This is a genomic window from Microbulbifer sp. SAOS-129_SWC, from assembly GCF_039696035.1.
Taxonomy (GTDB): domain Bacteria; phylum Pseudomonadota; class Gammaproteobacteria; order Pseudomonadales; family Cellvibrionaceae; genus Microbulbifer.
The window spans coordinates 1,319,944-1,342,351 of sequence record NZ_CP155567.1 but is presented as its reverse complement, the minus strand read 5'-3'; the positions used below and the strand labels follow the sequence as shown (position 1 = coordinate 1,342,351).

22 protein-coding genes are annotated in these 22,408 nt (G+C 61.4%); 3 read left to right on the top strand and 19 right to left on the bottom strand.

The features are described from left to right. Window position 1 precedes the first annotated feature (1 nt). The 13 genes from ABDK11_RS05670 to zapE form a co-directional block, all read right to left on the bottom strand. Window positions 2-1,195, bottom strand: coding sequence for a GGDEF domain-containing protein (locus ABDK11_RS05670; RefSeq protein WP_346839328.1), 1,194 nt, complete (start codon window positions 1,193-1,195; stop codon window positions 2-4). Window positions 1,196-1,282: 87 nt separating this feature from the next. Next, window positions 1,283-2,062: a hypothetical protein gene (locus tag ABDK11_RS05665; RefSeq protein ID WP_346839327.1), complete on the bottom strand. Its 780-nt coding sequence runs from the start codon at window positions 2,060-2,062 to the stop codon at window positions 1,283-1,285. 43 nt (window positions 2,063-2,105) lie between these two features. Next, entirely contained in the window at window positions 2,106-2,834 is a 729-nt protein-coding gene (locus ABDK11_RS05660) for a phosphatase PAP2 family protein (protein WP_346839326.1), read from the bottom strand. Beyond that, window positions 2,827-4,434 carry a phosphoethanolamine--lipid A transferase gene (locus tag ABDK11_RS05655; protein ID WP_346839325.1) on the bottom strand — a complete coding sequence of 536 codons (1,608 nt, stop codon included), beginning with the start codon at window positions 4,432-4,434 and terminating at the stop codon, window positions 2,827-2,829. Before ABDK11_RS05655 ends, ABDK11_RS05660 begins: the two co-directional genes overlap by 8 nt. A gap of 144 nt (window positions 4,435-4,578) precedes the next feature. Continuing rightward, the gene (locus ABDK11_RS05650; protein ID WP_346839324.1) at window positions 4,579-5,844 is read right to left on the bottom strand and encodes a HAMP domain-containing sensor histidine kinase; all 1,266 of its coding nucleotides are present in this window, start codon (window positions 5,842-5,844) and stop codon (window positions 4,579-4,581) included. Beyond that, the gene (locus tag ABDK11_RS05645) at window positions 5,841-6,518 is read right to left on the bottom strand and encodes a response regulator transcription factor (protein WP_346840181.1); all 678 of its coding nucleotides are present in this window, start codon (window positions 6,516-6,518) and stop codon (window positions 5,841-5,843) included. The genes ABDK11_RS05650 and ABDK11_RS05645 overlap by 4 nt, the downstream gene beginning before the upstream one ends. A 116-nt stretch (window positions 6,519-6,634) precedes the next feature. After that, window positions 6,635-7,033, bottom strand: a complete 399-nt coding sequence (locus ABDK11_RS05640; RefSeq protein WP_346840180.1) for a ClpXP protease specificity-enhancing factor — start codon at window positions 7,031-7,033, stop codon at window positions 6,635-6,637. 200 nt (window positions 7,034-7,233) lie between these two features. Beyond that, on the bottom strand, window positions 7,234-7,860 hold the full coding sequence (locus tag ABDK11_RS05635) for a glutathione S-transferase N-terminal domain-containing protein (protein ID WP_346839323.1): 627 nt from the start codon (window positions 7,858-7,860) through the stop codon (window positions 7,234-7,236). Window positions 7,861-7,975: 115 nt separating this feature from the next. Beyond that, the gene (locus ABDK11_RS05630; RefSeq protein WP_346839322.1) at window positions 7,976-10,177 is read right to left on the bottom strand and encodes a ubiquinol-cytochrome c reductase; all 2,202 of its coding nucleotides are present in this window, start codon (window positions 10,175-10,177) and stop codon (window positions 7,976-7,978) included. Further along, on the bottom strand, window positions 10,174-10,779 hold the full coding sequence (gene petA / locus ABDK11_RS05625; RefSeq protein ID WP_346839321.1) for a ubiquinol-cytochrome c reductase iron-sulfur subunit: 606 nt from the start codon (window positions 10,777-10,779) through the stop codon (window positions 10,174-10,176). The genes ABDK11_RS05630 and petA overlap by 4 nt, the downstream gene beginning before the upstream one ends. A 361-nt stretch (window positions 10,780-11,140) precedes the next feature. Next, a complete protein-coding gene (gene rpsI / locus ABDK11_RS05620) occupies window positions 11,141-11,533 on the bottom strand; it encodes a 30S ribosomal protein S9 (RefSeq protein ID WP_346839320.1) in 393 nt (130 codons plus the stop codon). A gap of 14 nt (window positions 11,534-11,547) precedes the next feature. Then, window positions 11,548-11,976 (bottom strand): 50S ribosomal protein L13, encoded by a 429-nt coding sequence (gene rplM, locus ABDK11_RS05615; RefSeq protein ID WP_346839319.1) that lies wholly within the window; start codon window positions 11,974-11,976, stop codon window positions 11,548-11,550. A 228-nt stretch (window positions 11,977-12,204) separates the two neighbouring features. Then, a complete protein-coding gene (zapE, locus tag ABDK11_RS05610) occupies window positions 12,205-13,323 on the bottom strand; it encodes a cell division protein ZapE (protein WP_346839318.1) in 1,119 nt (372 codons plus the stop codon). 349 nt (window positions 13,324-13,672) lie between these two features. Between zapE and ABDK11_RS05605 the strand changes: the two genes are divergently transcribed. Continuing rightward, window positions 13,673-14,131 carry a DUF1043 family protein gene (locus ABDK11_RS05605; RefSeq protein ID WP_346839317.1) on the top strand — a complete coding sequence of 153 codons (459 nt, stop codon included), beginning with the start codon at window positions 13,673-13,675 and terminating at the stop codon, window positions 14,129-14,131. A gap of 102 nt (window positions 14,132-14,233) precedes the next feature. Here the strand turns inward: ABDK11_RS05605 and sat are convergent, their stop codons facing one another. After that, on the bottom strand, window positions 14,234-15,424 hold the full coding sequence (sat, locus tag ABDK11_RS05600) for a sulfate adenylyltransferase (RefSeq protein ID WP_346839316.1): 1,191 nt from the start codon (window positions 15,422-15,424) through the stop codon (window positions 14,234-14,236). Between the two features lie 172 nt (window positions 15,425-15,596). Here sat and ABDK11_RS05595 point away from each other — a divergent pair, with 172 nt between their 5' ends. Continuing rightward, window positions 15,597-16,730 (top strand): trypsin-like peptidase domain-containing protein, encoded by a 1,134-nt coding sequence (locus tag ABDK11_RS05595; protein ID WP_346839315.1) that lies wholly within the window; start codon window positions 15,597-15,599, stop codon window positions 16,728-16,730. A 44-nt stretch (window positions 16,731-16,774) separates the two neighbouring features. Here ABDK11_RS05595 and hisD read toward each other — a convergent pair whose 3' ends face one another. From hisD to ABDK11_RS05570, 5 genes are all read right to left on the bottom strand, one after another. Continuing rightward, complete coding sequence (gene hisD / locus ABDK11_RS05590; RefSeq protein WP_346839314.1) at window positions 16,775-18,091, bottom strand: histidinol dehydrogenase; 1,317 nt, start codon at window positions 18,089-18,091, stop codon at window positions 16,775-16,777. Window positions 18,092-18,101: 10 nt separating this feature from the next. After that, the gene (gene hisG, locus ABDK11_RS05585) at window positions 18,102-18,731 is read right to left on the bottom strand and encodes an ATP phosphoribosyltransferase (protein ID WP_346839313.1); all 630 of its coding nucleotides are present in this window, start codon (window positions 18,729-18,731) and stop codon (window positions 18,102-18,104) included. Window positions 18,732-18,807: 76 nt separating this feature from the next. Continuing rightward, window positions 18,808-20,070 (bottom strand): UDP-N-acetylglucosamine 1-carboxyvinyltransferase, encoded by a 1,263-nt coding sequence (gene murA, locus ABDK11_RS05580; RefSeq protein WP_346839312.1) that lies wholly within the window; start codon window positions 20,068-20,070, stop codon window positions 18,808-18,810. Window positions 20,071-20,087: 17 nt separating this feature from the next. Then, the gene (locus ABDK11_RS05575; RefSeq protein WP_346839311.1) at window positions 20,088-20,321 is read right to left on the bottom strand and encodes a BolA/IbaG family iron-sulfur metabolism protein; all 234 of its coding nucleotides are present in this window, start codon (window positions 20,319-20,321) and stop codon (window positions 20,088-20,090) included. Between the two features lie 114 nt (window positions 20,322-20,435). Beyond that, the gene (locus tag ABDK11_RS05570) at window positions 20,436-21,089 is read right to left on the bottom strand and encodes an ABC transporter substrate-binding protein (RefSeq protein WP_346839310.1); all 654 of its coding nucleotides are present in this window, start codon (window positions 21,087-21,089) and stop codon (window positions 20,436-20,438) included. A gap of 326 nt (window positions 21,090-21,415) precedes the next feature. On the opposite strand from ABDK11_RS05570, the gene ABDK11_RS05565 reads away from it, so the two are divergent. Further along, window positions 21,416-22,387, top strand: coding sequence for a KpsF/GutQ family sugar-phosphate isomerase (locus ABDK11_RS05565; protein ID WP_346839309.1), 972 nt, complete (start codon window positions 21,416-21,418; stop codon window positions 22,385-22,387). Window positions 22,388-22,408 lie beyond the last annotated feature (21 nt).

The window sequence follows — 22,408 nt, the reverse complement described above, 5'->3', positions numbered from 1 at the left end:
ATCAACCGTGGACGCAGACGCGGTTGCGTCCCCCGCGCTTGGCCTTGTAGAGAGCGCGGTCTGCCGCCTCCAGCACCTGATGGGGCGACTTCAGCTGGCCCGAAGCGCTGGCCAGGCCGACGCTCACGGTGGTCTTGATCGCGCCGCCAGCGCCGCCCTGGCCACGCCGGCGGCGGGCCTTGGAATCGCTTTTGGCACTGCGGACAACAGATCTGAGCTGCAGCGGATAGGCGGCAATCTTGTCGCGCATACGTTCCAGCGCACGCTCGGCGCGCTCCCGATCGCGGCCGCGGATCACCACCACAAATTCCTCACCACCATAGCGAAAGGCACGGCCACCACCGAAGCGGGCAATCTTGCCCGCCACCATGCGCAGGGCCTCGTCGCCCACCTGGTGGCCGTGGCGATCATTCAGCTTCTTGAAGTGATCGATATCCACCACCGCGATGCTGTAGTGGCGGCCCAGCGTCAAGAGAAAGCGGCTGTAGGCGCGCCGCGAGGGAATACCGGTCAGCTCATCGCGAAACGCCAGTTCATAGGCACTGCGCAGCACCAGCAGGACCAGCAGAACACCACAGGCCGTTGCCGCCAGCTCCACGCCCTCCGAATCGGCACCGCGATCGAACAGCCAGAACAACACCAGGATACAGGCCAGCAGGCCTATCGCGGTGTGGTCGGGGCGGAAAATCGCCTTGAAACTTGCCACCAGCAGCGCAACCGCAAACAGCAGCTGGGCGGCCGTGAATTGCCAGTGGTCGATAACCGGCAACGGCCAGTGGCCGGCCAGGAGTGGCCGGCAGCAGTCGCTCAGTAGATAGAGCCCGCCGCCCTGCACGGCCATTGCCCCGACCAGCAACAGACCAAAGCCGCTCAGCGGGCTGCGGTCGCGGCTGCCGGCGATCAGTGCCAGATTCAGCGCCACCAGCCCCAGCGTCAGCCCGCCGATCGGTCCCTGCTGGAGCCACTCCAGTGTTCCCGCCGCCAGGTAACCGGCCAATAGCAGAGCCGCTGCGTACGCTGTGCGGCTGGATTTGAAAAAAGTACCCAGGCCGAAAGCGCACCCCAGTAACAGAGGCGGTAGCTCCGTATTCAACAGCGGGCGAAAATCGAACCAGGAGAAATACTGCGCGGCGACCCCAGCCAGGAACAATCCCGGCAGCCAGCCGTAGCGCAGCCAGTACATATAGGAAGGCATAGCGCGGCGACATGTGAAATTTGTCGCGATTATACGCATCTATTGGTGAAGTTGCGGGGCGCCGTTCGCAGATCCCCGCTTCGATATTTAGCCGTAGGACTTTCTCAGGCGATTGAATTCACCGGCAATCAATACGGCCAGAATCATTGACGAAAGAATAAACAGGGATGACTCGATGGTCCCCACTGCCAGGCCACCGTGGTCGCGCGGCTTTGTCAGCACGTCGCCAAGGGTCGCACCGAGCGGCCGGGTCAGCACATAGGCGACCCAGAAAAGCCCGACCCGCGCCCCGGCTGCGACCAGGGAGGTTGCCCCGAGCAGTGCCAGCAGCGCACCGAAAAGTAGCGCCCCGCCACCAAATCCGAGCCCCAGGTCGTCGGCGGTGAAATCGCCAGCCGCTGTGCCCAGGGTGTTGGCAACCAGGATCGCCACCCAGTAGAAGACTTCGTCGCGGGGGTCGGCGATATCCTGGCAGGCAATCCGCCCCCTCGCCCAGCGCCACGCGATGAGCACTACCAACAGCAGCAGCGATAACATCATCGCCGAGCGAACGTAGCCAAGCCCCAGGGTTCGATCCGCAAAATCGGACAGGGTGGTACCCAGCGTGGTGGTGGATACGACCGCAAACCAGTATATCGAAGGCGTATATCCCGCCGATCTCAGCTGCAGCCCCAGCGCCACGATAAACACGACCAGAAAGGCTAGGCTCGCGGCAGCGTAGCCGGCATGCAATGTCATCGAGATGGCGTCGCCGCCGGTTTCTCCGAGTGTCGTCGCCAGGATCTTGATCAGCCAGAAGCCCGCCGTGACCTGGGGAACCTTGCTCGACCAGATTCCCTCTGCCGCATCGGCGCTACGAATATCCATTTTGTATTTTCCAGTCTTCAATGAACGTTTTGCCGCGGATCGTTCAAGTGGGGGCGCTTTCCCCCGCGGTGGCGTCCTGTTGCGAATCCTTGCGCCCTGAGAACCGGTAGACCATCGCCGCGACCAGGACCGATACCAGCCACGCGAGACACATGGTCACGAGTGTATGGCTCAGGAAGTGATCGCCGATCAGCATTTTGTAAAGACCGAATGTCCAGCCCAGCGCCATGCCGACACCGAAGCCGATCCACTGATTGCGGCGGCGGCGGAACAGGAAGAACAGGGACAGCAACGCAAATCCACCACTGGCGTGACCGGCGGGGAAACAGCGCACCCGGCCCAGGTGCTCCGCCAGCGGTATGCGGTGCAGGAAGGTGATGTAAGGATATTCGCCGCCGAAGTGCGCCAGGTCCTTCGGACAGGGCACATTGGTCAGTGATTTAAGACCACCCACCAGCGCCACCGTCACTGCCGTGGAAATCAGCACGATGGCCAGCCCCTGGCGATACTTGTCCAGATGCTCGTTGCGGTGGAACACAATCAACACCAGCAGAATGATCTTGGCCAGCAGCGTCAGCAGCTTTTTGGGGCCATCGTAGAAAAACAGCCGCAGGGTTTCATCGTGCTTGTCCAGCAGCCACTGCCCCGGCCCAAACTGATACAGCTTGTTCTGCACCCACATATCAATATTGGTGAAATCAAACAGAACGATCACGAATAGCATGCAGGCGAATGCCAGCACTGCGTGACGGAATAAAAACCGCTTATCCATTGGCAAACATATCCAGTTCAGGCTGGTAGACGGACGTATTGACACCCATCAGACCGAGCAGTGTGTGAAACAGGTTATCCTGGGAAAACTTGCGGTGCACAAAATCACTGTCTGTCAGTTTTTGCTGCACACGCGGATAGCCCCCCTCTCCGAACCAGAAAACCATCGGCACGTGCTTCTGCTCATCCGGTGCCAGCGCATAGGGGAAGCCGTGCAGGTAAATACCGTTTTCGCCAAGGGATTCCCCATGGTCGCTGAGGTAGAGCATCGCCGGAGAGAAGTTGTCGGACTCGCTCTGCAGATAGTCAATTACCTGCCCGAGGAAATAATCGGTGTAGCGAATCGAATTGTCGTAGGCGTTATTGATTTCCTCTGCCGAGCAGTTTTCCAGCAGGTTGCTCTGGCAACTGGGAGAAAAATGCTCGAACGCCTTCGGGTAGCGCTTGGCGTATTCCGGGCCGTGGCTGCCCATCTGGTGCAACACCAGCACGATATCGCCTTTGGGGTGATCGGCGACAAACTGCTTGACCCCGGCCAGCATGCCAACGTCCCGGCACTCGGTGTCACAGGCCGGGTTGACATCGCTTTTGCGATAGCTGGTATAGGGAACGCGCAGGGCAACACCCTTGGAATCGGAATTGTTGTCCAGCCAGGCCACGTTGACACCGGCGCGCTGCAGGATGTCCAGCACATTGTCGGTATTCTTGGCCTGCTGCTCGCCGTAGCTGTCGCGGTCGAGTACCGAGAACATACAGGGGACGGAAATCGCCGTCGCGGTGCCGCAGGACCAGACGTTATCGAAACTTACGGCTTGGCGCTTGGCCAGCTCCGGGTTGGTATCGCGGTCGTAGCCGTTCAGCGAGAAATGATCTTCCCGCGCCGTTTCTCCCACCACCAGCACCACCAGGCGGCGCTTGCCGGTATTGGGCGCCTGGCGGGCGTCCAGCCCAATCTGCTGGAACGGCATGGATTCGCTGTCGGCCAGCTTGTCATGGGTGTATTTGATCGCGGTATACACCGGCGTCACCGGATTGGTGTAAAAGCGGATCGGTTTGTGCTCGCGGAAAAAGGACGCGTAGGCACTGTTGAACAGACCGAGAGTCCCGATAGTCGCTATCAGTGCAACGCCGAACAGTTTCAAGCGGGACAGCAACGCCGTGCGGAACGGCAGCGGGCGAATACGCGCGCGGTAGACCAGCACGGCCGGCAGAATGCCCAATACAGCCAGGTACAGCACCAGTTTCAGGCTCAACAGCCCCATAGACTCGGAGGTGTCGGTCTGCAGAGCGCTGTCGATCAACTCGGAGCTGATGATGACGTTGTAGGAGTCCATGAAATAGGCCGTGGACGCACTGACCAACAACATGGCGATCAACAGCGGTTTCAGCGCGCGGCCGGCGGCGAAAGGCACTAACAGCAATACTGTCACCGCAACCAGCAATACGCCCAGAGACGCCACGAAGCCGAGGTTGGCCGGCGACAGCGGGTAAACATTCGTCACATTGGTGAAGAACGTAAAATTACAGAAAAGCACCATCCAAACGGCAACCGCAACGATCACGGTCCCGGCTGAAAACTCACGACTATCCAGCCACTTCATTTGCGCACTACCTCCGGCGAATTTACTTGCGGAGGTTAAATGCAGGGGGGTCAAGCGGGCGTCAACAAATTGTCAAAATTTTGTCAAAATCGAAGATTGATCGTCAGGGGAACTGCTTTGACGGGTTCAGTCACCCGGAAGGTGTCAACCCTGCCCCAGATCCACGCGAAAGACACAGCCGCTCGGCTGCGCGGGCTCCACACTGACCGACCAGCCCTGGTGCTTGCAGATGCGCTTTACCAGGGACAGCCCCAAACCCAGGCCCTCGCCGCGAGCGCGGGGGCCGCGCTGAAAGGGCTGAAACACTTGCGACTGCTGTTCCGGCGCGATTCCGGGCCCGGTGTCCTCGACCCGGAAACCGCCGTCGAACAACACGAGCTCGACCTGGCCGTCATCAGTGTAATGCAGGGCATTGCGCAACAAATTGGACATCACGGTGCGCAGAAAGGTGCCCTGATAGCGGCCGGAATCCTCCGATTCGACCCTGCATTGGTAGTCGATACCGCGCGCACGAAACTGGTCCCGCCAGATTCCGCTCTGTTCGGTAGCGACCTGGGCAAGGGATACCCCGCGCTCGGCTTCGTCCATGGTCCCACGTTCACGCGCGAGCATTAGCAGGGTTTCCACCAGCTCGAGCATTTCGGCGCTGGCGCGATGAATGCGGTCGAGCTGATCGCGCTGTTTCTGCTTCAGGTCGGTCGACTGGGACAGCAGCTCGCAGGACGAGCCGATGACCATCAGCGGCGTGCGCAATTCGTGGCTGACATCACCTGTGAACAGCTTTTCCCGCTCCAGCGAGCGACTCAGCTGTTCAAAAGTTGTGTCGAATGCCTCCGCCAGGCGACCGACTTCATCGTCAGCGTAATGCTTGGCCAGGCGCTCGGCACCGCGCGCGCGCACACCGGAGCGCACTTCCTCGGCAAGCAGTGCCACCGGCTGCATGACCCGGTTGGCGAGTACCGCGCCGAACGCCCAGGCGATCAGTACGCTGATCACAAAACAGGCCAGCACCACATCGAACAGCAGTTGCTCGCGCTCTTCAAAATCGAGCTGGTCCTGTACCAGTATGTAATCGAAGCCGTCGCGGCTCAGTTTGTATACGTAGTAGGCCCGGTCACCCAGCATCACCTCCGAGAAGCCGGCCCTGGCGCGGGCAAATTCCGGCGGCGGCGCGAATTGTGGACCGGCATCGGTAAACAGGCGCTTGTCCTTGTCGAGCGCCAGCGGCCGCCCGGTGCCAAGCGCATCCATGGCCGCGCGCAATTCCGAGTGCATATCGTCGGACACGAGGTGCTCTTCCACCAGCCGCACTATCTCCACGATACCGATGGAGAAGGCTCCGCTGGTCAGCAGTGTCATCATGACAAAGGCAATGACGATTCGCTGCTTGAGCGGCTGCTTGAGTTTCACTTGTCCAGCTCCGCGAGGCGGTATCCGACCCCGTGTACCGTGTGAATCAGCGGCCGCTCGAACGGTTTATCCACAGCCTGGCGCAACTGGTGAATATGGCTGCGCAGGCTATCGCGGTCCGGCGTGTCCTCGCCCCACATTTCCATTTCCAGGGCTTCACGCGTCACCACCGCCGGACTCTTCTGCATCAGCAACACCAGCAGTTTGGTGCCCATCGGATTCAGCTTTAGCGGTATCCCGCCACGGCTCGCCTGGTGCGTTGCCGGATTGAATGCCAGGTCAGCCACACGCAGCTCGGCCACCCCGGTACCGCGACTGCGGCGCGTGATCGCATCGATCCGCGCCACCAGCTCCGCCAGCGAAAACGGCTTCACCAGGTAATCGTCGGCGCCGGCGCGCAGACCGCGCAGACGGTCTTCGAGGGCGTCGCGGGCGGTCAGCATCAGGATCGGGGTATCGCGACGGGCATCCTCGCGCAGTCGCTGGCAGAACTGGTAGCCGTCCAGGCCGGGCAGCATGATATCGAGGACGATAAGATCGTAGTGGTGGGTAGCGGCAAGGTGCAGGCCGCTGAGGCCATCCTGAGCGCAATCTACGCTGTGCCCCTTGAGCTCCAGATAGTCCAGCACATTGGTGAGGATATCCACATTGTCTTCAACCACCAGAATTCGCATAGGCATATTGCAACCGGAAAGTACTCTCTGGCAGCCGATTCTCTGCGCCTATGGCCGGCGTGGCAAGTCGCCGGCCGGTGCGGACACAAAAAAGGCGCCCGAGGGGCGCCGCTATGCTATTTGACCACCCTTAGAGCGGGCTTCTTGGCAGACTTCTTGCTGCCCAGGCTGGTGGGAGGGGTGGGTTCCGGCGGCTCTGGCGTCTCCTCGGCCTCGAATACCATACCCTGACCGTTTTCCCGCGCATAGATACCCACCACGGCGCCGACAGGCACCTGGATATCCGTGGGTACACCGCCGAAACGGGCGTTGAAACGGATGGCATAGTTGTCCATGGTCAGGCCGGCCACGGCGGTCTCGGAGATATTGAGCACGATCTGTCCGTCTTCGTTGACGTGCTGCTGGGGAACCAACACACCGGACAAGTGCGTGTCTACGAGAATATAGGGCGTGCACCGGTTGTCGGTAATCCACTCGTAAAAGGCGCGCAGGATATACGGCCGGTTGGATGTCATGGACGGTTTACTCAAGTCACTCTCCGTAAAAATTGCCAACGAGGGGGCCGGGACCTGTCATCCATGGCACGAACCGAAACGGTTCGATCCACCCCCTGCCCCGCCAGTCCGCCTGCGCCGACGATTCACGGCGCATTCGGCTCATAGCGGGACACCATTCCGCTTACACAGCGGCGCTCTGTCCGGGCTCGCCCCGGCCCTCAGCGCATTTCCCGTTCGTACTCGGTCAGGCTCTGCTGAAAGGCCTCGCGAGAGAACAGACGATCCATGTAGTCCTGCAGCGGCTTGGCCTGCTTGGTCTTCGGCAGGCTGATTTCGAATTGCTCCAGGCGCCACAGTAACGGGGCCATGCAGCAGTCTACCAGTGAGAATTCCTCGTTGAAGAAATACGGCAGGTCGGTGAACATCGGCGCGATTCCCACCAGGCTGTCGCGCAGGTCTTTACGCGCGGCGGCGGCGTCTTTGCCGCCGGCAAGGATCTTGTCCACCAGCGGGCACCAGTCGCGTTCGATGCGGTACATAATCTGGCGACTCTGCGCACGCGCCACCGGATAGACCGGCAACAGCGGTGGGTGCGGGAAGCGCTCGTCCAGATACTCCATCATCACCTTGGTTTCAAACAACACCAGATCGCGATCGACGAGGGTCGGTAGCGAGTTATAGGGGTTGAGGTCCGCCAGTTCCGCCGGTTGGTCCTCCGGATCTACATCTATGATATCCACCGATACCCCTTTTTCCGCCAGCACAATGCGGACGCGGTGGCTGTAATGACTGCGACCATCGGAAAAGAAGGTCATAGAGGAGCGCTTGTTGGTCGGCACACCCATGTTTTAACTACCTCAAACTAATCGGCCGGCACCAGCGCCGGACCATTTTCGAAAACACAAAAGGGTGGAGGAGCAGCTCCACCACCCGAAGAAATAGACTCCGCAATGAACGGATTCAGTGATGCACGTCTTTCCAGTATTCGCGGTTCAATAGCCACGCAAAAATGAAGAACACCAGGATAAAGGCCAGTACGTAGACGCCGATATGCGTGCGGCGTGACTTTACCGGCTCGGCCACATACTCCATGAAGTTGACCAGGTCGTACACCGCCTGGTCGAACTGCTCTTCATTCATGGAACCTTTGACGTCTTTCACCTTCAGACTGCCGCAGTCGGCGTCCATGATAGGGTTGCCCATGTCGTCGCGCACCACGTGACCGTGTTCGCGTTTCGGGCCGGGCGCGCACTCGGGCAGGCCCTGCAATTCCATCAGCACATGGGGCATCCCCACATTCGGAAACACCTTGTTATTCACGCCGGTGGGGCGACTGTCGTCTTTGTAGAAACTGCGCAGATAAGTGTAGAGGTATTCCGGCGAGCGGGCGCGAGCCATCAGCGTCAGGTCCGGCGGCGCGGCGCCGAACCAGGTCTTGGAATCCTCCGGGCGCATGGCAATCGTCATCAGGCTGCCGATCTTGTCGTCCCCCAGCACCAGGTTCTTCATCATCAGCTCGTCGGGGATGCCGAGATCCGTGGCCACCCGCTCCCAGCGGGAGAAATTGACACTGTGGCAGCCCATACAGTAGTTGACGAAATACTTGGCGCCGCGCTGCAGGGACGGCTGGTCATGCAGGTCGATATTGATGTGGTCCAGCTCGGCTTCACTCTCGGCCCCCACTGCCTTGATGGGGATCAGCGCCAGCAGGCCGACCACGATCAGGCCGCCGAACAGGGTCACGAAGGTCTTGGTGCCGGACGGGCTGGTAACGCGCTCCGGCTCCGGGTGCACTTCATCGCGCGCGGTGACCCACGGCAGCGCGGCAAAGAATACCGCCAGCAGCAGGCTCACGATACCCATAAACAGGCTCGCGTGGAAATTCGCCAGCGCCATCCACAGGAACAACAGCGCAAACACCCCGCAGACAATCCACGAGCCGATGGCCTTGGGCGCCGTGGGATTGCTCCACACCGGCATGGTGACGAAGAAGGAAAAGTAGAACAGCGTGCACACCTGAGCCAGGAAGTTGCGCTCCGGGGTCGGTGGCTGCACGCCGAGATAACCGAGGACGATAAACACCGCGGCAAAGACCAGCAGCAACGCCTTGGGCAGAAAGCCCTTGTAGCGGATAGACCTGACCGGGCTCTTGTCCAGCCACGGCAGTACAAACAGGATTGCGATCGCCGCGCCCATCGCCACCAGGCCGAGGAATTTCGCGGTCAGCGGACCGATATCCATGGTCACCGCGCGCAGGATCGCGTAGAACGGCGTGAAGTACCACACCGGCGCAATATGCGGCGGGGTCTTCAGCGGGTTCGCCTCCTCGAAGTTGGCGTGCTCCAGGAAGAAACCGCCCATTTCAGGGAAGAAGAACACCACCACACAGAAGATGAACAGGAATACCGCCACACCCACCAGGTCGTGCACGGTGTAATAGGGGTGGAAGGGCACGCCGTCTCTGGGGATGCCGTTCTCGTCCTTGTTCTTCTTGATCTCGATGCCGTCCGGGTTGTTGGAACCCACTTCGTGCAGCGCCAGGATGTGCAGCACTACCAACAGTACCAGCACCAGCGGCAGTGCGATCACATGCAGCGAGAAGAAGCGCGTCAGGGTAATACCGGAGATCAGATAGTCACCGCGGATCCACTGCACCAGGTCGTCGCCGATCCCGGGGATGGCGCCGAACAGCGATACGATTACCTGGGCGCCCCAGTAGGACATCTGCCCCCAAGGCAGCACGTAGCCCATAAAGGCTTCTGCCATCAGCACCAGGTAGATGCACATGCCGAAGATCCACACCAGCTCGCGCGGCGGCTTGTAGGAGCCGTACATCAGGCCGCGGAACATATGCAGGTAAACCACCACGAAAAAGGCGGAGGCGCCGGTGGAGTGCATGTAGCGGATGATCCAGCCCATGTCCACGTCGCGCATGATGTACTCGACGGAGGCAAAGGCGCCTTCAGCGGTGGGGTTGTAGCTCATCACCAGCCAGATACCGGTGATCAGCTGGTTGGCCAGCACCAGCATCGACAGCACGCCGAAGAAGTACCACAGGTTGAAGTTCTTGGGCGCGTAATACTTGCCCATATGCTTGTCCCAGGCCTGATAAATCGGCAGGCGCTGGTCTACCCAATCCCCAAATGCGGTTAACCAGTTCATGCGCTCTCCTCCTGATCCACGCCGATTATGATGACATCGTCACTCTCGTAGGAGTAAGGGGGCACCTCCAGGTTCAGCGGCGCCGGGACGCCTTTGAATACCCGGCCGGCCAGGTCGTACTTGGAGCCGTGGCAGGGACAGAAGAACCCGCCCAGCCATTCGTGGCCTTCCACGGCCAGATCGGCGGCTCCGACATCGGGGCGGAACATGGGCGCACAGCCAAGGTGGGTACAAATCCCCACCACCACCAGGGTATGCGGTTTGATGGCCCGGTTTTCCGGGTCTACATAGGGCGGCTGCTGAGGCTCCTTGGACATGGGGTCGCGCAGCAGCGGCTCCACTTTGGGGAGGTTTTCCAGAGTCTGGTCCGTGCGACGCACGACATAGACCGGCTTGCCGCGCCACTCGACGGTAACCATCTGGCCGGCTTCGAGTTTACTTATATTGTATTTAACCGGAGCACCCGCCGCCTTGGCCTTGGCACTCGGATTCCAGGATGCGACAAAGGGTACGGCGATGCCCACCGCCCCAGCACCGCCAACAACCGAGGTAGCAGCGGTCAGGAAACGGCGCCGCCCTACGTTTACACCGTCGTCACTCATGACGTAGTTCTCCCTTCACAGCGTCTCCAGTTCAGACTGGGACTGACTGACCCACAAACCCAAAAGTTGTACCGACCCAACACTTCGCGCGCCAACCGCCCGCGCGAAGAAACCCCATTAATTAAGCGGATACAAATTCGCGCAATGTTAAAGAAAATGCCAATTTGATACAAGGTAGCGCCATTTGGGAACGTCGGCAATCCCGCGCCGAAACGGTGAGAAAACAGGCAAAACCAACAAGAAATGTCCGACAGCGACCTCCAACGGCACACGATGCGCGGCTTTCAGCGCCAGCAGTGAGCACTTTTAGGGCAAAAAAAAGCCCGGCAATAGCCGGGCTCTGCAAGATATAAAGCGCCGCTTAACGCTTGGAGAACTGCGGCTTCTTACGCGCTTTGCGCAGACCGACTTTCTTCCGCTCTACTGCGCGGGCGTCGCGGGTTACGTAACCCTCGGCGCGCAGCGGCTGGCGCAGCGCTTCGTCGTACTGCATCAGGGCGCGGGTCAGGCCGTGACGGATAGCGCCCGCCTGACCGAAAGAACCACCGCCTTTCACAGTGACGTTGATATCAAACTTTTCCACCATGTCGACCTTTTCCAGCGGCTGACGCACGATCATGCGTGCCACTTCGCGGCCGAAGTACTGGTCCAGGGTGCGACCATTCACGGTGATTTTACCTTCGCCCGCCTGGATGAACACACGCGCAGTGGAAGTCTTGCGGCGGCCGGTACCGTAGTATTGAGTAGTTGCCATCTGAGTATTCCCGTTTAGATCGACAGTTCGATCGGCTGTTGCGCCGTGTGAGGATGTTCGCTGCCTTTATAGACTTTCAGCTTTCTGAACATGGCTCGACCCAGCGGACCCTTCGGCAGCATGCCTTTAACGGCGCTTTGGATGGTACGCTCGGGCGCTTTATCGATCAGCTTCTCGAAGCTGATGGACTTCAGACCACCGGGATAGCCAGAGTGGCTGTGGTAGATCTTGTCTTTGGCCTTGTTGCCGGTCACGCGAACCTTTTCGGCATTGATTACGATGATGTAATCACCAGTGTCCACGTGGGGCGTATACTCAGGCTTGTGCTTGCCGCGCAGACGGGTAGCGATCTCGGCGGAAATACGGCCGAGAGTCTTGTCCGCAGCGTCAACAATATACCAGTCGCGTTTTACCGCTTCCGGCTTGGCACTGTATGTCTTCATGTTATAAACACCTGCAATATGACCCCGAAATAGGGCCGTCCCACAAAAGAGCGCGGATAGTACATAAGCAGTGTACGCTTTTCAAGCGATTTTGCGTGAAAATCCCCTGCTCCGCCCCGAGCCAATATCCCGGCAGCGAAGTCTTCACATCCCGCGCGCGCGCTCAATTTTCGCTTCGAAAACCAACTTTCGACACGCGAAGGCAATGTAGTCGGGGGAAACTGTTCACTAGGGCCTATGTGGCCGCGCCAGATACTCGCGGGACTGCATTTCCAGCAGGCGACTGACCGTACGTTCAAATTCAAATACCAGGTGTTTGCCGCCGTACAGCTGCTCGGCGGGCACCTCGGCGGAAATCACCAGTTTGACGCAACGGTCGTAGAACTCGTCCACCAGATTGATAAAGCGGCGCGCCTGGCTCTCCATCCTCTCGTCGAAGCGCGGGACTTCCGCCAGCAGCACCGTATGAAACTCCCGCGCCAGCTCGATATAGTCGTTCTGCGAGCGCGGGCCGTCGCACAGGTCACTGAAATCGAACCAGGCCACATCATCGGCCACTTTCAAGGCGCGGATTGGCCGCCCCTCGATATTCAGGTCCACCTTGCCGCGCACCTCACACCCCTCGACGATCAGGCGTGCGAAACTCTGCCCCAGGCTCGCCTCCGCCGCCGCCCCCAGCGGCGCGTGGTAAAGCTCTGCCATCTCCAGCGCGCGCAGGCGGTAATCGGTGCCGCCATCCACGTTCAGCACCCTGGTGTGGCGCTTCAGCAAGGCGATCGCCGGCAGGAAGCGTGCCCGCTGCAGGCCGTTTTTATAGAGGCCCTCCGGCTCGATGTTGGATGTCGCCACCAGGGTCACACCGCGGCGGAACAGCGCGTCGAGCAGGTTGGCCAGGATCATCGCGTCGGTGATATCCGAGACGAAGAACTCATCGAAACACAGCACCCGCGCCTTCGCGGCGATGCGGTCCGCCACCTGCTCCAGCGGGTTCTTCTCCCCCGCCAGCGCCTTCAGTTCGCGGTGCACATCGCGCATAAAACGATGGAAGTGCGTGCGCTGCTTCTGCGCAAACGGCAGCGACTCGAAGAAAGCGTCCATCAGGTAGGTCTTGCCACGCCCCACCCCGCCCCAGAAGTAGAGTCCCTGCTCCGGTTCCGGCGTATCGCCCCACAGGCGACGCAAGCGCCCCCACAGTCCGCCGTCGCTGCGGTCCAGCAGGCGCAGGTAAAGGTCCTGCAACGCCTCCACAGCGGCGGCCTGGGCCGGGTCGGCGACGAATTCGGGGCGCTGCAAATCGCGCTGGTAGCGCGCCGCAGGCGAAAGCAACGGGGTCTGTGACGGCGACATAGAAGGAAATGTAATACGCTGACTGATTGCGAAGGGCGGCACTCTACCAAATTCGCTGCGCTTTTTCGCGCCCCGGCAAAGCCGACGCCCGCGCTGGAATTGGGTATACTGGTGCAGTGCCTCATACTAAATGCACTTATCAGCGGGCCACTAAGCGGCCCGCCCGAAGGGAGCTCCCCAAATCGTCCACAGCTGCGTTGCCGCTCTTGAAAAGGGCACACCATTCCCTGCGAGCGGCGCCTGACTGTGAACAATTTGGGGAGCCCTGAAAAGTGCATTTAGCATGAGACACCACACCAGCACCGTCACGGAAGGTCGGTGCCATTCATTAGTTGAGGAGGAGTAATTCGTGCACTCTACATCGGTATTGATTCTGGTCGGCGCGCTCGGCCTCGCACTGGGCGCCCTGCTGGCGTTTCTGGCCGTGCGCGGCCGCAACAACGAAGACCGCACCCAGGAGCTGGAACTGCGTCTGCGCGAAGCCAACGACAAGCTGGAGGACTTCCAGCTGCAGGTCAACGAGCACTTTGACCAGACTTCTCAACTCGTTCACAACCTCACCGAGAGCTACCGCGAGGTTCACGAATACCTGGCCAACAGTGCACTGCGCCTGTCGAGCCAGGATATCGGCCGCCAGATGCTGGAGGCCGGCAGCGGCAAGCTCAGCGACAACGATGAGCATCTGCAGAGCGTCACCCCGCCGCGCGACTGGGCACCGAAGGAGCCCGGCGCCAAAGGCACCCTCGACGAGGATTTCGGCCTCGACAAGGAGCCGCTGAGCGATACCGAAAACGTCGCCAATCGTTGATCCACGAGCCGTCGGCGGCGCATTATCTCCGACAGGCACAAATCGACAGGCACAAAAAAGGCGGGTATGACCCGCCTTTTTTGTGCCTGTCGCCGCGAGCGGTTACTGCGCCTGGTAGTACGCCATCAGGATCTGCGCCACTTCCGGCCGGGAGAATTCCGGCGGCGGGGCAATGCCGTCGCCCAGCATCTCGCGCACCTTGGTACCGGACAGCAGGATAAAGTCCTCTTTGGTGTGATCCGGCACATCGCGCATCATCACCACCTTATTCAGCTTTTTTGAGTAGGCAGTGTGGTCGGCGCGAAAGATCTCGATTTCCAGCGCGCCCTCCGGAACCTTCTCATCGAAAATGGTCTGAGCGTCAAAGGCGCCGTAGTAGTCGCCCACACCGGCGTGGTCGCGGCCCACGATCAGGTGGCTGCAGCCACAGTTCTGACGGAACACTGCGTGCAGTACCGCCTCGCGCGGGCCGGCGTAGAGCATATCGAACCCGTAACCGGTCACCATTACGGTGTTGGCGGGGAAGTAGAGTTCGACCATTTTGCGGATGGACGCATCGCGCACCGGTGCGGGGATATCACCCGGCTTCAGCTGGCCCAGCAGCATGTGAATCAGCACGCCGTCGGCATCCACGGCTTCGAGCGCCATCTTGCACAGCTCCTCGTGAGCGCGGTGCATCGGATTGCGGGTCTGGAAAGCCACAACCTTGTTCCAGCCGCGCTCGGCGAACTCGTGACGGATCTCCACGGCGGTGCGGAAGGTGTCCGGGAAATCACTCTGGAAGTAGCTGAAGTTCAGCACTTCGATCGGGCCGGAAATCAGCTTGCGGCCAGCGGACTTGAATGTGGCCACGCCCGGGTGCTTGTCATCCAGGGTGCCGAACACCTGCTCGGCCATGGTATCGATCTGCGCGTCGGAAACCGTCTCGATGGCCTCCACGTCCATGATCGCCAGCACCGGGTTACCCTCGACATTGGGGTCGCGCAGCGCGATGCGCGAGGCGCCCTCGATGGCACTGGTGTCCTCGACCATATTCACCACCGGTACCGGCCAGAAGAGGCCGTCAACGGTGCGCAGGGACTCGGCCACACCCAGCGCGTCGGCCAGATTCATATAACCGTGCAGCGGGTTGAAGTAGCCCGCCCCCAGCATGACCGCGTTGGCGGCGGCGGCCGAGCTGACGACGATCGACGGCAGGGACTCCGCCTCGTGCATCAGCTGATGGTGGCGTTCGCTGTCGTAGACGAATCGGGGCTGCAGCTCAACGCTGCCGTGGGGACGAACCAGGGACATAGAGGTCTCCAATGAGAATAACGAATGGGTCACGTTTTTTTTGGAGCCGCCATTATACGGATTACGGCGCCGCGCCCAAGTGCGGACCGCCACTGGCTGCACGCCGCACCGCCGGCGAGGCGGGACACCACAGGCGGAATCCGTATAATGGCGACAAATCGAGGAGTTCTGAGTGTCCCTGAAACGTTTCCTGCAAGAGTGGGCCGCCCCCATCGGTATCGGCCTGGCCATCGCCGCAGCCCTGATGCTGCTGTTCCCGCAACTGCGCGACAGCGCCCACAACATGGCGTCCAGAGAGTGGCAGGGCCCGGTCTCCTACGCCACAGCGGTCAATCGCGCAGCGCCATCGGTGGTCAACATCTACACCCGCAATGTCCTGCACCGGCAGTCGCAGAACAACGACCCGATGCGTCGCTACCTCGGCTATCGCACCAGCCCGCAGCAGCGGGATCGCATCCAGATCAACCTGGGTTCGGGGGTGATCGTCAACGACGAGGGCTACATCCTCACCAACCACCATGTCATCGACCAGGCCGACGCCATCGTCATTCTGCTGTCGGACGGCCGCGAGGCCCAGGCCAAGGTGGTGGGCAGCGACCCGGATTTCGACCTGGCAGTCCTGAAAATTGACCTGCCCAACCTGACCCCGATCGAGGTCGGGGATCTGGAGAGAGTCCAGGTGGGCGATGTGGTGCTGGCGATCGGCAACCCCCTGGGCCTGAGCCAGACCGTGACCCAGGGCATCATCAGTGCCACCGGGCGCTACCTGCCGGACAGCCACGGCCCGTCCTACCTGCAGAACTTCCTGCAGACGGACGCGGCCATCAACCCCGGCAACTCCGGCGGCGCCTTGGTCGATACGCGCGGCCGTCTGCTCGGCATCAACACCGAGAAGGCCACCGAGACCGGCCCCCGCGGCGGGATCAGCTTTGCGATTCCGGCCAATATCGCCTTCAAAGTCATGAACGACCTGATCGAATACGGTCGCGTGGTTCCCGGCTGGCTGGGCATCGAGGCGAGCAAGGTGACGCCGCAGCTGGCCCGCGCCTTCCACCTCAGCTCGAACCACGGTGTGCTGGTCACCGCCATTTACGATCAGGGGCCGGCATTCCAGGCCGGCCTGAAACCCGGCGACGTGATCACCCATATCAACGGCCTGCCGATCAACGACGGCAAGCGCGGCGTCGCCGCCATGGCCACACTGCGCCCGGGCGACAACGTCTCCATCACCTTCGTACGCAACAAGGATGTGCGCACGGTCACGGCGACCGTATCGGAAGTACCGAAACCGCAGAAAAGAACCTGATACGAAAAGAATACCCCCGGGGCAGGCCTGCCCCGGAGAGCCTGCTACGACTGATCGTCCACAACCCGGTACTCCGCCGAGCGCGCGTGCGCGTCGAGGCCTTCGCCGCGCGCCAGCGTCGCGGCAACGCGACCCAGGTGGTCGGCACCGGCCGGCGAGCAGTGGATGATCGAGCTGCGCTTCTGAAAGTCATAGACCCCCAGCGGCGAGGAGAAACGGGCGGTGCCGCTGGTGGGCAACACGTGATTGGGGCCGGCGCAGTAATCGCCCAGCGCCTCGGCGGTGTGACGACCAAGGAAAATAGCACCGGCGTGGCGGATCTGGGCCAGGTAGCGCTCCGGCTCGGCCACCGACACTTCGAGGTGTTCCGGCGCGATGCGGTTACTGAGCGCGATCGCCTCCTCGATCGAACCGACTTGAATCAGTACACCACGCTCCGCCAGTGACTGCGCGGCAATTTCCCGACGCGGCAATTCCGCCAGCAGCTTTTCCAGCGACACTGACACGGCATTGAGGAAGCCGGCGTCCGGGCTCAGCAGAATCGCCTGCGCCTGCTGGTCGTGCTCGGCCTGCGACAGCAGGTCCATGGCGATCCAGTCCGGGGCGGTATCGCCGTCGCAAATCACCAGTATCTCCGACGGGCCGGCGATCATGTCGATCGCCACCTGGCCGAACACCGCGCGCTTGGCGGCGGCGACGAAGATATTGCCGGGGCCGACAATCTTGTCCACCCGCGCGACGGACGCGGTGCCATAGGCCAGCGCGGCCACCGCCTGGGCACCACCAATCGTGTACAACTGATCCACACCGGCGATAGCCGCCGCGGCCAATACCAGGTCGTTGAGCTGGCCATCCGGTGCCGGCACCACCATGGTGACGGTATCGACGCCGGCCACCTTGGCCGGAATCGCGTTCATCAGCACCGAAGACGGGTAACTGGCCTTGCCACCGGGAACATAGATCCCCACACGCTCCATCGGCGTGATCTGCTGGCCCAGCACGGTGCCATCGGCCTCACGGTACTGCCAGGACTCCTGCCGCTGATGCTGATGGTAATCGCGCACCCGCGCCGCGGCCGCCTCCAGCGCGGCGCGCTCGGCCGCCGGAATCCGCTCCAGCGCGGCAGACAGGTCGGCGGCAGACAGAGTGAAATCGGCCGCACTCTGCATTGTGCGGCGGTCGAAGCGGTTGGTGTATTCGATCACCGCGGCGTCGCCGCGGGTGCGCACCTGCTGCAGTATGTCAGCGACGGTCGCCTCCACCTGCTGATCGGCGACGGACTCCCAGGCCAACAGCTGGTTGAGCCGATCGTCAAAATCCGTGTCGGCGGCATTGAGCCGGCGAATGCATTCCTTATTCATGGCAAATCGTTCAATCGGTGGCGACGGCGGCGGCGAGTTTGTCGATCAGCGCGCTGATCGGCTGGTATTTCATTTTCATCGACGCCTTGTTGACGATCAGGCGGCTGCTGATCGGTGCAATGACCTCGCGCGCTTCCAGCCCATTGGCCTTCAGCGTATTGCCGGTATCAACGATATCCACGATCTCGTCGGCCAGGTCCATCAGCGGCGCCAGCTCCATCGCCCCGTACAGCTTGATGATATCCGCTTGGCGCCCACGGGCGGCGTAGTATCGTTTGGCGCTGTGGACAAATTTGGTGGCCACGCGGATGCGCCCGCGCGGCAGCTCGGCGCCTTTCACGCCGGCCGTCATCAACTGGCAGCGGGCAATACCCAGGTCGAGCGGCTCATAGAGGTCGTCGCTGCCGTGCTCCAGCAGCGTATCCTTGCCCGCCACCCCCATATCAGCGGCGCCGTGCTGCACGTAGGTCGGCACGTCGACGCCACGCAGGATCAGCAGACGCACATCCGGTCGGTTGGTGGGGAAGATCAGCTTGCGACTCTTGGAGATATCCTCCTGCGGCTCGAGACCAGCGGCGGCGAGCAGCGGCAGGGTTTCCTTGAGAATTCTCCCCTTGGTCAGCGCAATGGTGATTTGCATGGCGATTATCGTTGTATGCGTTGTCGACGGCGCGCACCGCGCGCCGCTGTTAGATGATGTGGACAGGGCCGCCGATTCAGCCGGCTGTGCGGCGAATATTCGCGCCCAACTGCTGCAATTTTTCCTCGATACACTCGTAACCGCGGTCGATATGGTAGATGCGATCCACGATCGTGGTGCCCTCGGCCACCATACCGGCAATCACCAAACTGGCGGAGGCGCGCAGGTCAGACGCCATTACCGGCGCCCCCTTGAGCTTCTCCACCCCGGTGACGATGGCGGTGTTGCCCTCCAGCAGGATATCGGCGCCCATGCGGTTCAGCTCGTGCACCTGGATCAGGCGGTTCTCGAAGATGGTCTCCACCACCGCGCCCTTGCCCTCGGCCACCGCGTTCATGGCCATAAACTGCGACTGCATGTCGGTGGGAAAGGCCGGATAGGGGGCCGTGCGAATGCTGACTGCCTTGGGGCGGTTGCCTTTCATATCCAGCTCGATCCAGTCGGGACCAGTGGAGATAAACGCACCCGCCTCCTCGAACTTCACCATCACCGCATCGAGAATATCCGCGCGGGTATGGGTCAGGCGCACCTTGCCGCGCGACGCCGCCGCGGCGGCGAGGAAGGTACCGGTCTCGATGCGATCCGGCATCACACTGAATGTACAGGGATTCAGGCGCTGCACGCCGTGAACGCGCAGGGTATCGGTACCGACGCCCTCGATCTGTGCGCCCATGGCGATCAGGAACTCCGCCAGGTCGACGATCTCCGGCTCGCGCGCGGCGTTGTGCAGCACCGTGGTGCCCTCGGCCAGTACCGCCGCCATCAACAGGTTCTCGGTGCCGCCGACGGTGACCTTTTCCATCACGATATTGGCGCCCTTCAGGCGGCCGTTGATGCGGGCGCGGATGAAGCCCTCGTCGATGGTGATCTCGGCACCCATCGCCTCGAGGCCCTTCAGGTGAATATCCACCGGGCGGCTGCCGATGGCACAGCCACCGGGGAAAGACACGTTGGCCACACCGTGGCGGGCCAGCAGTGGGCCCAGCACCAGGATCGACGCGCGCATGGTTTTTACCAGCTCATACGGCGCCGTCAGGTCGTTGACCGAGCGGGGATCGATTTCCACCCCCAGCTTCTCGTCGATGGTGACTTCACAGCCCATGCAACGCAGCAGCGTGATCATGGTGGTGATGTCATTCAGGTGCGGCAGGTTGTGGATGTGTACCGGCCCGTCGGCCAGCAGCGCCGCGGCCAGAATCGGCAGCGCCGAGTTCTTGGCACCGGATATTTTCAGGGTGCCGGAGACCGGACCGCCGCCCTCGATAATCAGTTTATCCATGCGTTTCGCTGTCCGGCCTAGCGGCCGGCCTCTTCCGGGGTAAGGGTCTGCATCTGTACCGCGTGCAGAGTGCCGTCAGCGATCTTGTCGCTCAGCGCCGCGTAGACCAGTTGCTGTTTTTTCAGCCGGCTCAGACCGGCAAAGGCCGGGCTGACGACAGTGACCATCACATGGCTGCCTTCAAAAGCCACATCGGCGCTGCTGTCGGGAATATGCCCTTCAATCAGGGTCTTGATATCTTCGGGTTGCATAGGCGGGGAAATCGGGTTGAGAAATCGGATTGATCAGTGTCGCGTTGAAAACCGCGGGCAAGTGTACTGGAAACCCGCCGGTCGCGCAGCAGTCGGCGCAACCGGCGGCGGCCCTCAGCCCACCTTGTTGGCGGCCGCGCCAGCGGACCAGCTGGCAATGACCTTGTCGATATCGCCACCGTGGGTCTGCATGGACTGGGCGAACTGGCTGCGGAAGGTCTTGCCCAGGTTGACCCCGTTCAGGATCACGTTGATCAGCTTCCACTGGCCGGCGCGATTGCGCACCAGGGTATAGGACACCTTGGTAACGCCCTCTTTACTGCGCACTTCCTGCAGCACGTTCACGCGGTTACCACTCGGCGCAGAGCCCGGGTTGACCACCTTCACGTCCATACTGCCAAAGGAGGCGACACCGCGGGCAAAAGTCGCCACCAGGTCGCTGCGGAAGGCGTGGGAAAAGCGCGCGCGCTGGGCGGCGGTCGCCTGTTTGGCATAGCGCCCCATGACTCCGCGGGCGATAAAGTCAAAATCCACTACCGGCGTCAGCACGCTCTCCACCGCGCTGTAATAGCGCTTTGGATCGGAATTCAGGTACTGGGCATTCGTGCGTATCACCCCCAGCAGGTTCTGCGAGACTCCCTCGATCATTGTGTAGGGGTTCTGGGCTGCACTGGCAAACGGCACCCAGGCGGACACCAGCACGGCGCACAGCGCCATTCTCACCCACTGAGCAAAACCGAAACGGCCAGAAATTGACGATGCGTTCACAAAAATTCTCCCATTGGCAAATCGTTCCCTTTGATGCACACGGCGCCGGAAAGTGCCGTGGCAAAACCGCCTTTGCTGATGGCCGCCCTGATCGGCGGCTGGCTGCCAATCATCCCTATAGCTGACAGCGGCGGCGGCAAACTATACCATGGCCGCGCCCGGCGGTGGGGCGACACGCCATAGTTGCGCCGTGATCCGTCGCGCACAGATCACCGGGCACCGCATTTTTCTTACTATTGAGGTTAGCATGCGCCCCCCGGAGGTACCCCCCCGGAGCAGGTGTGCCATTCGCTAGACTCAATCACAACCAGATGTAGAGAAAGTCCATGACCCAGGATCTGATCCTCCAGGCGGGCCGCCGCACCGTTTTGATGGAAAACGAAGCGGTAGCCGCCCTGGAAAACCGTATCAACGGCGACTTCAAACACGCCTGCGAACTGATTCTTCAGGTGCGCGGCCGCGCTATCGTCACCGGCATGGGCAAATCGGGCCATATCGGCCGCAAGATAGCGGCCACACTGGCCAGCACCGGCACCCCCAGCTTCTTTGTGCACCCGGGTGAAGCCAGCCACGGCGACCTGGGCATGATCACTCGCGACGACCTGGTGATCGCCATCTCCAACTCCGGCGGCTCCGCCGAAGTGCTGACCCTGCTGCCACTGCTGAAACGCCTGGGCATCCCGATGATCAGCATGACCGGCAAGGCCGACTCACCACTGGCCCAGGCTGCCGATGTCAACCTCGATATCGCCGTGGAAACCGAGGCCTGCCCGCTGAACCTGGCGCCAACTTCCTCGACGACCGTGACCCTGGTCATGGGCGACGCGCTGGCGGTGGCACTGCTCGAGGCGCGCGGCTTTACCGCCGAAGATTTCGCCTTCTCCCACCCCGGTGGCGCCCTCGGCCGGCGCCTGCTACTCAAAGTGGAAGACGTGATGCACTCGGGTGACGAGCTGCCGCAGGTGAGCCCGCGTACTCTGCTGTCCCAGGCACTGCTGGAAATGACCAGCAAGGGTTTCGGCATGACCACAGTGGTGGACGACAAGGGCGCCCTGCTCGGCGTCTTCACCGATGGCGACCTGCGCCGCGTCATCGACCACAAGGTGGAACTGGATACCGCCACCATGGACGAAGTAATGAGCCGCCGCCCCAAAACCGTCTCCGCCGACACCCTCGCCGCCGAGGCCCTGCGTATCATGGAAGACAACAAGATCACCGCCCTGGTGGTGGAAAACGAGGCCCACCACCCCATCGGCTTGCTGCATATGCACGATATACTGCGCGCCGGAGTGATTTGACGGTATTCGAGGGCCCAGCCA